Here is a 14,540-nt window from a genome sequence, read left to right as displayed (position 1 = left end):
ATCTTACAAAGACCAAAAAATTGCCAATAAATTTCATAAAATTGACTTTTTACCAAGAATTAAACAAACGTTTGACTAAATCGTACCATAAATTGACAATATTTAACAATTACTTAACATATTTTTCTGCTATATTTGCAACATAGTCGTTTTAAACACCAAAATCCCTTACAAAAGGGTCGGTAAATAAAAAATGACAAAAAAAATACTTAAATTTTTCTTAGTGTATTTTTTACACTATCAAATTTTTTACTATATTTGTAGAGTAATAAACGGAACGATGTTTATCACCACAAAAAAAGATAAATCATTTTCTTGAAAAACCCCGGTTTAGATAGAAGATTAAAGACAAAGCCTGGCTCATAACAGGTTTATATTTGGTTAGAAAAAAGAGACAAGTCTGGATAGATTGTCTCTTTTCTTATTTAAGGGGTATTTGCACCTGATTTATCTTCAAATTGCTTACTTCAGGCTTCCATCTGGATATTTATAAAACTTTTCATCTAACACACTCATCTTCTGACTTATTTTTTCATCGTAAAGTTCTTCAACGTTATTTTGCCTCAGCTTTTCGACGAATTCAGTTTCCCTTATGTTTCTTGGGTTTATCAGAGAGATTGCTTCTTCCAAGATAGCTGCCGTATTTGTTTTACCTGTTTTCTTTAAGAGTCTGAGTGTTTCGTAGCAGTTCTGCCCAGATGAATTGACGAAATATTGGTTTAAGCCTCCATTATTTACTTCCGTTTCAAATTCATCAATATTAGCTACCGGTATTATTTTATCCCGCTCAATTCTTTTCACTTGTTGCTTAACATTTTCATGCGAATCGACCTTGCTTTGAGTATTACAACTAGAGAATGCCGTAATGAATAATAATGCTTTAGTTATTGAAGTAAATTTCATGTTTTAGATAAAAAAATGTAATTAAACTGAAAGGCCTGAAGGTGAACTTTTTAACCCCTCTATTTTCATAAAAAAATTATCATACTGCAGGCATATTCTTTTTTCTGAGCAACAAATAACCAAATCCTGTAATTAAAACAAATACGATCAAAGAATTAATATGCAAAAAAGACGACTCATAAGCCATTCTCCAGGAAGAAACAGAATCTTTTTGGAGGCCGCTAATCCACAGCATTATATCACTAATAAATGTTGAGGATAATAACAATAACCCAAAAGCTAAACGCCAATACCTCGATTTCTGGAAATAGGTGAACCAAAGACTTTGTGTGGAAAGTAAATACACCAATAGCGGAAACACTGCCGGGAACCAATAAGGTCCGGTAAAGCGGTTTACGAACTCATATTGAACATAATCCCCACTTAGCCAGTCAGCACAGAAAATTACCGGGAATTGCAAAAAATATATAATACCAACAACTCTGATCAACCAAATAACAGACCTATCAAACTGCCCGATAAATTTATTTTTTCTAAAAAAGAATATTACGATACTCCAGCAAGCATAAATAAACATTTGCTCCTGCAAAATATAGCGCGGCAAAATAGAGTCAATCATTAATGAGCGTTAAATTTAGATAACACAAATTAAGTTATTTATTTGGTATTGATTAATATACGAGTATTTAAACTACTTCAATTCCCAAATGCTTATAAGGCTTCAGGATTGCATTATCAGAATCTGTTTCAGTAATAATTACATCTACATCGGTAACCGGGCAAACATAGTAAGACTCTACAGTATTTATTTTCTCGAGTGCGGATAGCGCGATGGTTTTTTGCGCCTGGTTAATCATGATGTTGTTAAGTTGGGCATCTTCATATATAATGGAGGTAATACCCATACTATAGTGCAAACTACAGATACCAAGCATACAAACATCGGCCCTGACCTTTCTAAAAGTATCGATAGTTTCTTGCCCCATGGTGGTAAATGCCGTTTTATGCAACCTTCCGCCGGCAAATATCACTTCGGCATTGGGGTGGTCTTCCAAAATATTGGCAACAGGAAAGCTATTGGTAATAATGGTGATTTTTAAATCTTTAGGCAATGCGGCAGCCAGTGCTACTACCGAGGTGCCACCATCGAAAAACACTACCTGACCATCTTTCAAAAACGCTAAGGCTTTGTTTGCAATAATCTGTTTGTGCTGCTGATTGTACTTTTCCCTATCCCGGTAATGCTGTGGAATAGGCGAATGGGCAATTGCGCCACCCCTAACCGCCCTGAGCAGCCCTTGCATATCGAGCTCCTTAATATCACGGCGAACCGTATCTTCTGATACGTTTAACAATGTGCTCAATTCGTTCAACCGCACCTTGGTGTCTTTTTCCAGGGTATTAATAATGATCTGTAGACGCTCTTCTTTTACCATACTACTGCAATATATTGCAAATATATAAATTTACTAGGATTATAATTTGCAATATATTGCAATATTAAATATTTTTGTTGCAAAATATAGCAAATCATGAGAAAAATAATAGGCATTGATATGGACGGCGTTCTCGCCGACATAGAAGACCATATACTTCAGACCTACCAGGCAGAAACAGGCATTTCGCTTACCCGCAACGATATAAAAGGCAAATCGGAAGAAGAACTTTTTCCGGATAGGGCTATGGTAATGAAGATCTGCAATAGAACAGGCTTTTTCAGAAACCTGCCGGTAATGGAAGGCGCTGTTGAAGCCGTAAAAAAATTAATGGAAGACTACGAGATCTATATCGTTTCAGCCGCCATGGAATTCCCCTTATCGCTCTTCGAAAAACGCGAGTGGCTTGCAGAGCACTTCCCTTTTATCAGCTGGAAGAATATCATCTTTTGTGGCGATAAGAGTATAATAGATACCGATTATTTAATTGACGACCATTGTAAAAACCTTGATTTTTGTAAGGGAAAAGCCTTAATGTTTACAGCATTTCACAATGTAGAAAAAGATCATCACCAAAGGATAAATCACTGGAACGAGGTATCAGCATTATTGAAGGAACTTGAAGAGACAAAACTTGAAATTGTCTAGTCAAACATTTAGCCTCTTCATATCCACATGCCAGGGATAAAAAAAGGATGTAGCCACTGGCTACATCCTCTATCTAAATTAACGCTCTCAACTAGAAGTTGATATAAGGCTCTCACCCCTTATGCCTACAATATTACGGCAGAAAGATTAAGATTTGATGAAGATTTTAATTTAAAGCAACAAAAATTATTAGTCACCTCCACAGCCACCGCAGCTACCGCAAGAACTTCCGCAGGATGAACCACAAGAACTGGCTCCGCCGCCGTATCCCCCTCTAACTGGTATATAAGCACTGGCAGGCTGAAACAAAATAAGCCTCCCTAAAAAGAGAGGCTTACGAATGTAATCTAAATCGTCCCGTTGATTTAATTTTTACTTACCCAAATTTAAATACAAATATGATGTTTAGTATATGCAATTTAAGGTTGTACATCAATATGTAAAAAGTGTATAATGTTATGTAAACATAGCGTTTAAAATGAGTATTCTTCGCACAGATCGACCTAACCCATTATGATCAACCGTTAACTACACCAGCTCTCTTACCAACTTACTGCGTATGCGGCTAAGGGTTTCCAAACGCATACCTAAATAACTGGCTATACACCTTAATGGTACTCTAGATATATCAAAAGAGTTTAGTTCCAAAAATTTCTCATAACGCCTTTCTGCCGAAGGGATTCTAGCTATTATGGCCCGTTCTGAGGCGGCATGATACTGGAGCGCTAAAATCTTTCTACCAATAACATTCGTTTCCTGATAACTAGCGTAAAGCTTATCAATCAATAAGTGTGGAATGGCAACCAATTCTGAATTTTCCAATGCCTGCAAATATTCAATTGAGGGCTGAACGTTTTCATCGGGATGTTGAATCGCTCCAATAAATTCGTTCCCTAAACTGATCCAAGTGGTAATCTCTTTATTACCATCTTTAATAAAACCTCTTACCAAGCCTGATACTACGAAAAAAACATAATCATTATTATCAATGGGAGATAAAATGTATTTATTTTTCTTGATCAGAAGAGTATCTACATTTTTTTCTATTTCCTGGATAAATCCAGAGGTTATAGGGCATAAACTGCTGAAATAATTTAATACAGCGTTTACTAAAAATACCTTTCGGGATTCGAGCATACACAAATAGGGATAGACTTAAGACCCTTAATTATAGCGTTTTTTAACGGAATATAAAAATAAAGTAGATTATTAAGGCAATTATGATGTTTAAACACCTTTATAATGAGGATTTCTTAATATTTTGAAACACAAACTGATTTATCCGGGTAAAAATGCGGAGTTTAGTCTTATTAAACAACGAATAGAATATGCATGGCAGAGGCTGACAATCTTAAAAAAGAACGTAACAAATAAAACGAAACGTTTTTACAACATTCATTTCGTTCATCTTTTTCACAAAAAAAGCAAATGCGCGCAGACCACATGCAGAATAATAGACACTCAGTAAAAAAGAAAGTCCGGGTGGAAGGCACCCGATTATTAGAAGTAACATTTTGGCCTTCTGCTTTTTGCAGTTTGCAGATAATACCCAATAGATATTTCGTGTGAGCCATAATCATAGCTGCCGAATTTATTTAAACTATAATCGTAACCATAGCCAATCCGGAGGTTTTCGCGGACAAAAAACTCAGTAATCAACCCGATGGCACTCCTTGCCCTTAAATCGCTTTGTAATGCTGGCTTAGGATAAAATTTTACGGAGGTTCTATATGCAGCACCTAACCAAAGTTTTTCTTTGATCATTAAAAAAGCATTAAGATCCAATGAGGTTGGCCCGTTCAAATCATCTTTGATCAAAAAAGTAGGTTTGAACATAAAATCATTGTTCATTGGAAATACCATTCCCGCCGTTAAATAAAAATGCGGCTTAGAAGTAATACTTAAAAGATTATTATCCCTAAAAACAGGAAGGTATTGTGTAAGCAGGTTATTGGCAGAGAAACCGATAAAAAATTTTTCGTTCGAATAATGTACACCAGCCCTAATATCGGGTACAATTCGGCTTTCATATCCTGTCGGAATCTTATTGTCGCTGGTTTCATTTGGATCTAATAAACTTCCGTTAAGCCCCATCTGCATTACTCCCACTCCAACGCCAAAAGCAAGTACATTGGTTTCGGTACGGTCTAGCTTAATGCGGTAAGCAAAATTCCCTGATAGGTTTAACGAGTTCTGTGCGCCAATTTTATCTTTCGACACCAATAAACCCAAACCTAAACTTTCTTCCTTAACCGCTTCATCTACCGATATGGAAAGCGTTTGGGGAGCGCCCTGAATACCTGTCCATTGCGCCCGCACAAAGGCCTGCATATACAGTTCTTCTTTATAGCCTGCGTAAGCGGGATTGATGTATAAACCATTGAACATATATTGTCCAAACTGGGCATTCTGTTGCGCGAACAGGCACAGGCCGATTAAATTAAACAATACCGTTAAAATTATCTTTTTCATATCCTCACATTTTAGTTCCATTTACCTGATAACTGTAACATAACCTTTAAATTCCTGCCATTTGGAAGTTGTGGTTTTTACTTTAAGCACATAGAAATACGTTCCATCTACCAAACCATTCGCGGTCCAATCGTTTAAATAGCCGTCTTTCTCATAAACCGTGCTTCCCCAGCGGTTAATAATGGTAAGCTGGTTTTCGCTATAGCGGTCTAAGCGTTCAATAAAAAAGGTTTCATTTTTTCCATCGCCGTTTGGCGTAAACACATTAGGTATTTTAAGTCCTGTAATTTCTTTGGTATCAACTGATATATTGTTAGATGGATCGGGATCTATTTCATTGATGGTAACCCTGGCACTATTAACAACATTACCAGGTTTCATTGCTCTTACATTAATGATCAGCTCAACAAAACTGCCATTGGCAAGTGACGGGATCGCCCAGGAAACTGTCTTGGTTTGATCGTTATAACTTGCGGTACCCACAATAGTTGGATCAACACTTACGAAGGTTAAATTTTCTGGAAGGTCATCCTTTACCTGTATGTTGGTAGCCTCACCGATCCCGTTGTTGCGCACTAATAAATTGTATTTAAATACCTCGGTATTGATTACCTGTCTGCTTTCAGATCTTTTAACTATGGAAACATCTGCTGATATGGCTGTCTCCATCACCACTTCCATTTCTTCTGACAGATCGGAGCTACAGCCACCTAAGCTAAAAGTAATAACGGTATATTTCCCTGCAGTATTTACAACATAATCTTGCTCAGTAGCTCCCAAAATGGCGTTTCCATTTCTGAACCATTGATAAGAGGTAGCACCTGTGCCATTGGCCCTCAGTTTAACAGTAACGCCTGGTTTAAGGTTAAGCGTATTCGGATTGCCAGATTGCGCAAAGCATGCTGCTGCAGAAAGCAGCAGCACACCGAACACAATTATCCTTAACCTATTAAACATCATAATGGTTAAACCTTATGGCGCTACAGCGATAGTTGCTTTACCTGGTTTAACAGTAACAGTGATTGCTTTGCCGGCAGTTGCAGTACAAGTTGTTGCAGGTACAATCTGAACACCACCTGTAGCATAACTTCCGATAGCTGTGAAAACATACGCGCCTGGAGCCACGCCAGCCTTAAGTGTAAAAGTATCTCCAGAAGCAGAAGCTGCACCTAAAGTTGTAATATCAGCCACTGCGGTACCGCCGAGAGTTGCAGACCAAACATAAGTCATGGTTACACCAGTTGGCAATGTTATTGAAGCATCCTTGCTCGCCGTAATTACTGTGGCGGCTGTTTGATCGGTACAATAAACACTTCCGGGAGCTGCAACAGCGATAATAGGCGTAGGTAATTTTTCTACAACGGTATTATCAGAGGCATCACTAGGACAGAGATTCGCATCTGCTGGCTGAACCTGAACAGAATAAGTATGGTTTCCCACTGCTAATCCTGTTGCGATCTGATAAAAAGCATTTGAACCATTATATACTACCGTAGCTTCTGCAGTTCCGTCAACGGTCCATACAATTTTATCGCCATTAACAGGTGTATAACCGGTGAAAGTTGGATTCAATTTTACTGTACCTGTTCCGCACAGGTATACATTTGGCGTTTGTGCAAAGGCACCCAGCGGCAATAAGAACATTAAGAATACAAAGATTCTTAGATTGCGTTTTGTAGATTTTTTTGTCATAATGTTAATTTGTTAGGGATGAATAATTTATTTTCTTTTTTAATTAATAGATACTGTAGGTTTATGTGGCACAAGCTTTACCCTAAAACTAAAAGGGATAGCCCGTTCGCAGCCGTTTGCATTTTTAATGGTTAATACCCCTTGATATACTGCTACCGGTGTATTTGATGGAACATTGATCGTAATTTCATTTGCTGGCAAAGTTTGATCTGAAACGGCAGGAAGTAAATTTCCGGCCCAGGAGATGCTATAACTAATGGGGTCGAAAACCGGATTAGTGTAAGCAATTTTGGTTGTAGTAAGTCCTTCACAAATACCAGGATTTGGTTCAAAGGTCAAATTCGGTAATGGATTTAAAATAACATCTACAGGCTCTCGACTTGCATTTTTACAACCTGTTAATTGATTAACGGCCTCTACATAGTAAGTAGTATTTGTACTAAGAGCAGGGGTAGTATAGCTATTTCCTGTTTTTAGTGTTGTCCCTCCTGACACCACTGAATACCAGTTGTAGGTGAAGCCAGCATCAGGTGTTGTAACCGAAAGTATTGCTGAAGATCCGCTGCAAATAGTTGTGCCAGGAACGCTTAAAGTTGGTAGTGGATTTACTTTAAGTGTAACCTTTAGGGGATCCGAAATTTCGGTTGAACAATACGTTTTAACTCCCCTCACATAATAATCGTATGAACCAGCAGTAAGTGTTGTTGGCGGCGCAAAGGTTGAACCAGATCCGACCTCATTCCCTCCGGTTTCAGCATCGTACCATTTATATGTGGTACAGGCCTGCAAATTGTTAAGCGTAAAGGTAGCCGTTGAACCTTGACACACTTCTTGCTCATACTTATTATTTACGATACCTGCGCTTATAGGCTTAGCGGGCTTGCGTATTATTTCATGCACCCTTATAGCGTCAAGAGCACCAAGAACGCCTCCCGCAGAAATCTCCAAACGATCATAAGAAGTGCTTACTGGAAAAGTCATTACATACTTATCGGTACTTCCGGTTAACAGATCAATACTCAGAAAAGTACCCGTTTTCTTAAACGGCGGACCAGCTTTTACCCCATTGAGATAAGGCTGAACAGTAAACCCGGTCAATAGATCAGCCTCAAGAAGAGCTGAAGGGCTAGAAAGAATAATAGTCACCTCATCTCCAGGTTGCGAAGGATTGCTGTAGATTGGAGATAAAAAAACCTTATTAAGAACAGAAACCCCCGTATTCAACGCCGCGAAGGTCTCTACATCTCCATCAATTGCGCGCTCGGGCTTATCAACAAAATCAGTAACATTAAGAACTCCGCCCACTACCGTTGGAATCACACCAGAAAGCACATCAACTACCTCATTACAAGCTAGTGGCGTAGTGGTATTTTCCATAACATAAGCATGGAATACCTTAATGGAAGAACCTAAGGCCACTATGCTGGAAAGCTTTACATACACCCCGTTAAATGCTTGATGTGGTGTTAAGGCAATCTCGATTTCCCCTGTTCCACTTATAACTTCCGCAATATTTACAGAATTATAAATAGGTGTTTTTACAGCATCCTGCCCTGCAAAATTCCCCAAACCAATAAGTGGCCAAGAGGCAGAAACATCATGCATATTTGTAAAGGAACCGATCTCTACTCCTGTTAAAACCCCCACTAACTGACTGGGAACAGATATTTTGACTATCACTGAAGTATTAGCTGCAAATGTACTTGTCAGTCCTCCATCTTTAAATTCCAAAAATTGAGTTGTTGCAGCAGCATTTAGGAGCCCTAAACCTACTTTTAGCGTCGATGCATCGGTAACCACACCATTTACTGCGTTGTCGGCATTTTCAATCTCCCCGTAAAATAGTGCAGGACCACCTAGTATACCTAGTCCTTCTCTGAGATAACCCTGATGGCTTGCATAAGTTCGTTTCGGTTTTAAACACTGCGCACGTAAAAACACAGGTAAAAAAACGCACACAAACACCAGGAAAGATAGACAAGAGCGCCTTTTCAATGTAAGTTTGGGATGACGTAAAAATTAAATTTTGTTTGTTTGCTTGTGATACAAAAGTACTACGGGCCAATGCCACATTATCCGTTCACTTTATTCATTAAAGCCTTTACCAAAACGTAAAAACCTGTTTTGTTGATATTTATCAACAAAAACAAAGTCATCCGAACCTGATTTGTATAGCTGCTTCCAGAACAAAAATTTTAGCCTATCTGTTAAGCCTTAAACATCCTGCCGATCTCTTGCATCACCTGAGGTGGTATGCCCGAATTTGGCTATTGCTGTACGAAAAGAAAAGAAACTTTAAAATGAGTTAGGAAGGCCATTTTGTAGATGATCAATATATCTATAATAACCAAAAAACTAACCCATTTTAGGGAATTTGGTTTTATGACAGCGAAAGTTTTAGAAAAAATTTCGGTATTTATTAATGCGGGGAATTTCAGCGGTACCAGACAGAGCAGGCACCAAAGTGTGATTAACAGCTCGCACCTTAACCCAAGCTTCGATAATATTTGAGCCCACACCGATGGAAGAGATTTTAAAGCCAGAATTAAGCTTAAACACTAACCAACAATACTTTACAACAATGTTTTATACAAATATTTTTAGCTTAAAAATTATTTAAAAAATAATACTTGCAAGAAACAATGGTTATTGTATCTTTGCACCCTCTCTGGAAGCTTCCACTCCAGAGTTTAAGAAAGCCTTCCAGCAATGGGAGGCTTTTCTTATTTTAAGGCATTTTAGAAAAAATTGAAGTTTTGGCGTGATATAGTAGCAAACAATCTTTTATTTGCTCTTAAAAATCACTACCGCCAAGGGTGGCAAATCGACAATTATTGAATATTCCTGTCCGTTATAACCCTCTGGGTCAGGAACAATGTCCCCGCGATTATTAATGCCGCCTCCATAATAAACAATATCATCAGTATTAAAAATTTCTGTCCATTTGGTTTTAAAAGGAACACCAATTCTATAATTTTCACGCACCACCGGCGTTAAGTTTATTGCAACAACCAAAGTATCTTTTGCTTTTGGTCCTTTGCGCATAAATGTGAAGACAGATTCGTTTGCATTATCGGCATCGAGCCATTGAAAGCCTTCATAACTAAAATTGAAATGATACAATGCGGGTTCTTTACGGTACAGAAAGTTTAAAGCCTTAACGGTTTCCTGCATGCCCTTGTGCGGCGCGTATTGAAGCAAATGCCAATCTAGCGATTGCGTAAAGTTCCATTCGTTGGTTTCGCCAAACTCATTCCCCATAAACAGCAGTTTTGCTCCCGGATGGGTGAACATATAACCATAAAGCGCCCTTAAATTTGCAAATTTCTGCCAGTCATCTCCAGGCATTTTATACAACATTGGCGATTTACCGTGTACGACTTCATCATGAGAGAAAGGCAACATGAAATTTTCGGTAAAGGCATAAGTCATGCTAAAGCTCAACTGATGATGGTGGTGTTTCCGGCCGAGGGTTTCTACTTTAAAATACTTTAAGGTATCGTTCATCCAGCCCATCATCCATTTCATGCCAAAACCCAATCCGCCAGCATGTACCGGATGGGTTACACCAGGGTAAGTACTGCTTTCTTCGGCAATGGTCTGTACACCCTCAAAATTTCCATAAACGGCAACATTCAGGTCCTGCAAAAACTGTATGGCCCCAAAGTTTTCACTTCCACCATATTCGTTTGTTGCGGCATCTCCATCTTCTCTGGAGAAATTGAAATATAACATCGATGCTACGGCATCTACCCTTAGGCCATCTGCATGATATTGGTCAATCCAAAACAACGCATTACTAATCAAAAAAGAGCGTACTTCGTTTCGATCATAATTGAAAATGTATGATTTCCAGTCTGGATGGAAGCCTTTCCGCATATCGGCGTGTTCGTACAGATGTGTTCCATCAAACTCATATAAACCATGTCTATCGCCTGGAAAATGAGAAGGAACCCAATCCAATATTACCGCAATATCTGCTTTATGGAGCTCGTTAATCAGATACATTAAATCCTGTGGAGAACCATAACGCGAACTTGCACCAAAATAACCTGTAATCTGATAACCCCAGCTAGGGAAATACGGAAACTCCATTACAGGCATCAGTTCTACGTGCGTAAAACCCATTTCCTTTACATAAGGCACTAGCCTGCCAGCAACTTCCCTGCAGTTCAAAACACGTTCTGGATTATCCGGATCGCGCTCCCAAGAACCTAGATGTATCTCATATACCGAGATGGGTTGATCCAAAGCATTTATTTTTGCTCTTTTTTTAAGCCAGGCTTTATCTTTCCAGGTATAATCGGTATCCCAAACAATGCAAGCTGTTTGTGGCGGATGTTCCCATCTTCTGGCATAAGGATCGCCTTTTAAATGCTCAGATTCATCAAAACCTTTAACAAAATATTTATAAACTTCGCCCTTTGCAATTCCGGGGATAAAACCTTCCCAGATACCCGATTTATCCCACCGCACGCTCAGCGGATGTGAAGCGTTGTCCCAATCGTTAAAATTACCCACTACACTTACACGGATGGCATTTGGAGCCCAAACCGAAAAATAAGTTCCAGCGGTTCCATCAACGGTAATTAAATGTGAGCCCATTTTCTCATAAAGCCTAAAATGCTTTCCTACAAGAAAAAGATCAATATCGTAATCGGTAAATAAACTGTGTATCCAAACGGATTTCTGTTGATCAGTTTTTGGTTGGGATGATTTTTTTACAAGAACTTTTTTTGCTGCTGGCATAGGTATTTTGGTTAGATTAGATGAAACCCCAAATACCAAACAGCATTTGGGGCTCAATGTTTACAGACTCAAGATCTGTATTTCTAAGAAGTTCTTATTGCATTTAAAATGCAGGATATTCTGATCATCGGTATAAAAGTCTTTCACCTCTTTATTGTCGATAATGATCTTTTTGACCTGGAATTTTACGCCAATAACATTGCAAACATAAAATTCATAATTAGGCGTATACAATCCTTCATTACGCTGATTCACTTTAATGGCCTGAGTATCGCCTTTTACAGTGAATTTCTTTTCCAGATAAATATCCTGCTCGTAAGCAAAAGTATCGCCATGATCTTCGTACATGTATGAATTAACCTCGTAATCGCTGTGATAAATATTCAATACCACTTCGGTAATAGATTTTTCATCAACATATTGCATTACCGGATATTCTGGCAAAACTGTACCTGCCCTTACAAACATTGGCATACTATCTATCTTTGCATCAACCGTATATTCGTTACCGCCATCCAGGATTTCGTTGGTCCAGAAATTATACCAGGTACCTTTTGGGAGGTAAACTTTTCTAGATATTGCACCCTGTTCTAAAACCGGGCATATCAATAGTTTATCACCATAGCAAAATTCATCCTGACGGAAACTGTTGCTGATATTTTCTTGCTCAAGCATCACTAAAGGCCTTAAAATAGGAAAGCCATAACGATGATGCTCCCAGAAAACTGAATATAGATAAGGCATTAAACGATATCTTAATTCGATAAACTTACGGTTGATATCTTCGAAAAACTGGCCAAAGCTCCAAGGTTCCCGTTCAGCGGTATCGCCGGCAGAGTGTGCACGCATGAAAGGAGAAAATGTACCTAGCTGGATCCAACGGGTAAACAATTCGCCATCTGGCTCACCACTAAATCCGCCGATATCTGTTCCACAGAAAGGCACACCAGAAACTGATAAACGCTGGCACTGTATATTTCCGATCTTTAAATGCTCCCAGGTTGCGATATTATCGCCGGTCCAAACACTTGCATAACGCTGCATGCCCGCATAACCAGCCCTTGTAATGGTAAACGGACGTTTATTGCGCATCAGTTTTTTTAAGCCCTCGTAGGTAGAACGCACCATCTGCATGCCATAAACATTGTGTGCCTTACGGTGTGAGCCGCGGTAACCATCATAATTATGGCGGACATCGTTGGGGAAAGTTCCTGAACCGAAAACAGCTGGTTCGTTCATATCGTTCCAGAAACCTGCAACGCCCATATCTACCAGCTCTTTATATAAATTACCCCACCAGCTCCGTACTTTTGGATTGGTGAAATCGGGAAACTGACAGCGTCCTGGCCAAACATGCCCTTCCATATAATAATCGTCGCTGCGGCGACAGAAAAATCTTTTCTCTTTGCCTTCTTTAAAAACCCAGTAATCGTCATCTACCTTAATTCCAGGATCGATCATTACAACGGTTTTAAAACCATCATCAGATAGCTCTTTGATCATTCTTCGCGGATCTGGAAAGTATTTTTTATTCCAGGTAAAACAACGGTAGCCATCCATGTAATCGATATCCAGATAAATGGCATCGCAAGGGATTTTACGTTCCCTGAACTGTTTGGCTATTTCTTTAACTTTTGTTTCAGGGTAATAACTCCAGCGGCACTGCTGATAACCCAAAGTCCATTTTGGTGGCATCGGGTGTGTTCCCGTTAAAGTTGCATAACGTTTAACAACATCCATAATATGCGGGCCATGGATATAATAGTATTGCAGTTCTCCGCCATCGGCCCAGAAACTGGTTTTATTTACATCCTCCGACCCGAAATCGAAATACGATTTAAAGGTATTATCGAAAAAGATACCATAGGCGGCCTGATTGTGCAAACCGATATAAAAAGGTATGGTACGATAAAGTGGGTCCTGGTTCCAACCGAAAGAGTAAGCATCGGTATTCCAGTTTTCGAAACGGCGCCCCCGCAGGTTAAAATTACCAGATTTATCGCCCAAACCGAAGAAATTTTCTTCAGGGTGGCATTTTTTGGTTGCGTAGATATAATAACCGCCAAAATCTACATTTTCTTCCCAGTGCATAGAATTGGCTTCATCAACCATTACTACATTGGTAATATTATCAGAAAAAGAAATATGGAAGTTTGCTTTTTCTATTTTACAGGTTACCGCATGGGTAGAGATCGTGAAATGATCATCATGTTCCTGCATTTTAAAAACAGACACTTTTTGATCTACTTCGGGTACGGCATAAGAAAAATCCTCTAAGAAAACGCCATGAGGAGCCAGGCGAACGCGGATAATATCGTCGCTTACCACCCGAATTTCTACTCTTGCATCGCCATCAGAAAAATAAAAACGGTTGCCCTCCTTTTTTACTTTTTTAACTGCACCGAGGTATTGTTTAACAATTGGCTTTACCGATATATCAACTGGATTGTTTAAATGCTGTATTTCTTGCTCCTTTTCGACCAGGTCACTTGTCTCGTTAGGTTTGTCGTTTTGCGCTTCCATCCTTATTTATTCAAAATTTTAAATTCATGGTTCTTAAACCGGGATGTGCTTAAGAAAGTACTATAATACAAATATTTTACAAAAGGGATGTAGCTTTTTATGAAAAGATTGTTTTCA

Annotated in this window: 11 protein-coding genes; 1 reads left to right on the top strand and 10 read right to left on the bottom strand. The window is 38.8% G+C overall.

What is annotated here, in order from left to right:
- Positions 1-462: 462 nt before the first annotated feature.
- From AC1DNH_RS14270 to AC1DNH_RS14260, 3 genes are all read right to left on the bottom strand, one after another.
- Positions 463-903, bottom strand: a complete 441-nt coding sequence (locus AC1DNH_RS14270) for a DMP19 family protein (RefSeq protein WP_477610815.1) — start codon at positions 901-903, stop codon at positions 463-465.
- A 79-nt stretch (positions 904-982) separates the two neighbouring features.
- Positions 983-1,522 carry a hypothetical protein gene (locus AC1DNH_RS14265; protein ID WP_477586398.1) on the bottom strand — a complete coding sequence of 180 codons (540 nt, stop codon included), beginning with the start codon at positions 1,520-1,522 and terminating at the stop codon, positions 983-985.
- 67 nt (positions 1,523-1,589) lie between these two features.
- Positions 1,590-2,339: a DeoR/GlpR family DNA-binding transcription regulator gene (locus tag AC1DNH_RS14260; RefSeq protein WP_215132066.1), complete on the bottom strand. Its 750-nt coding sequence runs from the start codon at positions 2,337-2,339 to the stop codon at positions 1,590-1,592.
- A 96-nt stretch (positions 2,340-2,435) separates the two neighbouring features.
- Here AC1DNH_RS14260 and AC1DNH_RS14255 point away from each other — a divergent pair, with 96 nt between their 5' ends.
- Positions 2,436-2,987 carry a 5' nucleotidase, NT5C type gene (locus AC1DNH_RS14255; protein ID WP_477610814.1) on the top strand — a complete coding sequence of 184 codons (552 nt, stop codon included), beginning with the start codon at positions 2,436-2,438 and terminating at the stop codon, positions 2,985-2,987.
- 528 nt (positions 2,988-3,515) lie between these two features.
- Here the strand turns inward: AC1DNH_RS14255 and AC1DNH_RS14250 are convergent.
- From AC1DNH_RS14250 to AC1DNH_RS14220, 7 genes are all read right to left on the bottom strand, one after another.
- A complete protein-coding gene (locus AC1DNH_RS14250) occupies positions 3,516-4,124 on the bottom strand; it encodes a Crp/Fnr family transcriptional regulator (RefSeq protein ID WP_477625461.1) in 609 nt (202 codons plus the stop codon).
- 363 nt (positions 4,125-4,487) lie between these two features.
- Positions 4,488-5,459 (bottom strand): PorP/SprF family type IX secretion system membrane protein, encoded by a 972-nt coding sequence (locus AC1DNH_RS14245; RefSeq protein ID WP_477625460.1) that lies wholly within the window; start codon positions 5,457-5,459, stop codon positions 4,488-4,490.
- Positions 5,460-5,480: 21 nt separating this feature from the next.
- Positions 5,481-6,419 carry a T9SS type B sorting domain-containing protein gene (locus tag AC1DNH_RS14240; RefSeq protein ID WP_477578903.1) on the bottom strand — a complete coding sequence of 313 codons (939 nt, stop codon included), beginning with the start codon at positions 6,417-6,419 and terminating at the stop codon, positions 5,481-5,483.
- 12 nt (positions 6,420-6,431) lie between these two features.
- The gene (locus AC1DNH_RS14235; RefSeq protein ID WP_477578904.1) at positions 6,432-7,151 is read right to left on the bottom strand and encodes a hypothetical protein; all 720 of its coding nucleotides are present in this window, start codon (positions 7,149-7,151) and stop codon (positions 6,432-6,434) included.
- Between the two features lie 39 nt (positions 7,152-7,190).
- Positions 7,191-9,110: an immunoglobulin domain-containing protein gene (locus AC1DNH_RS14230; RefSeq protein ID WP_477608440.1), complete on the bottom strand. Its 1,920-nt coding sequence runs from the start codon at positions 9,108-9,110 to the stop codon at positions 7,191-7,193.
- Between the two features lie 825 nt (positions 9,111-9,935).
- Positions 9,936-11,900: a 1,4-alpha-glucan branching protein GlgB gene (gene glgB / locus AC1DNH_RS14225; protein ID WP_477578908.1), complete on the bottom strand. Its 1,965-nt coding sequence runs from the start codon at positions 11,898-11,900 to the stop codon at positions 9,936-9,938.
- A 60-nt stretch (positions 11,901-11,960) separates the two neighbouring features.
- Positions 11,961-14,423, bottom strand: a complete 2,463-nt coding sequence (locus AC1DNH_RS14220; RefSeq protein WP_477578910.1) for a glycoside hydrolase family 31 protein — start codon at positions 14,421-14,423, stop codon at positions 11,961-11,963.
- Positions 14,424-14,540: the final 117 nt, after the last annotated feature.

The organism is Pedobacter sp. 01N310, from assembly GCF_056399805.1.
The sequence above is the reverse complement of the archived record's forward strand: the minus strand, read 5'-3'. Positions and strand labels throughout refer to the sequence as shown.

Bases quoted from the DNA above. Each gene is read 5' to 3' on its own strand.
- AC1DNH_RS14265 (WP_477586398.1), bottom strand. From the start codon at position 1,522: ATGATTGACTCTATTTTGCCGCGCTATATTTTGCAGGAGCAAATGTTT.
- AC1DNH_RS14235 (WP_477578904.1), bottom strand. From the start codon at position 7,151: ATGACAAAAAAATCTACAAAACGCAATCTAAGAATCTTTGTATTCTTA.
- AC1DNH_RS14220 (WP_477578910.1), bottom strand. From the start codon at position 14,423: ATGGAAGCGCAAAACGACAAACCTAACGAGACAAGTGACCTGGTCGAA.
- AC1DNH_RS14245 (WP_477625460.1), bottom strand. From the start codon at position 5,459: ATGAAAAAGATAATTTTAACGGTATTGTTTAATTTAATCGGCCTGTGC.
- AC1DNH_RS14250 (WP_477625461.1), bottom strand. From the start codon at position 4,124: ATGCTCGAATCCCGAAAGGTATTTTTAGTAAACGCTGTATTAAATTAT.
- AC1DNH_RS14270 (WP_477610815.1), bottom strand. From the start codon at position 903: ATGAAATTTACTTCAATAACTAAAGCATTATTATTCATTACGGCATTC.
- AC1DNH_RS14240 (WP_477578903.1), bottom strand. From the start codon at position 6,419: ATGATGTTTAATAGGTTAAGGATAATTGTGTTCGGTGTGCTGCTGCTT.
- AC1DNH_RS14255 (WP_477610814.1), top strand. From the start codon at position 2,436: ATGAGAAAAATAATAGGCATTGATATGGACGGCGTTCTCGCCGACATA.
- glgB (WP_477578908.1), bottom strand. From the start codon at position 11,900: ATGCCAGCAGCAAAAAAAGTTCTTGTAAAAAAATCATCCCAACCAAAA.
- AC1DNH_RS14260 (WP_215132066.1), bottom strand. From the start codon at position 2,339: ATGGTAAAAGAAGAGCGTCTACAGATCATTATTAATACCCTGGAAAAA.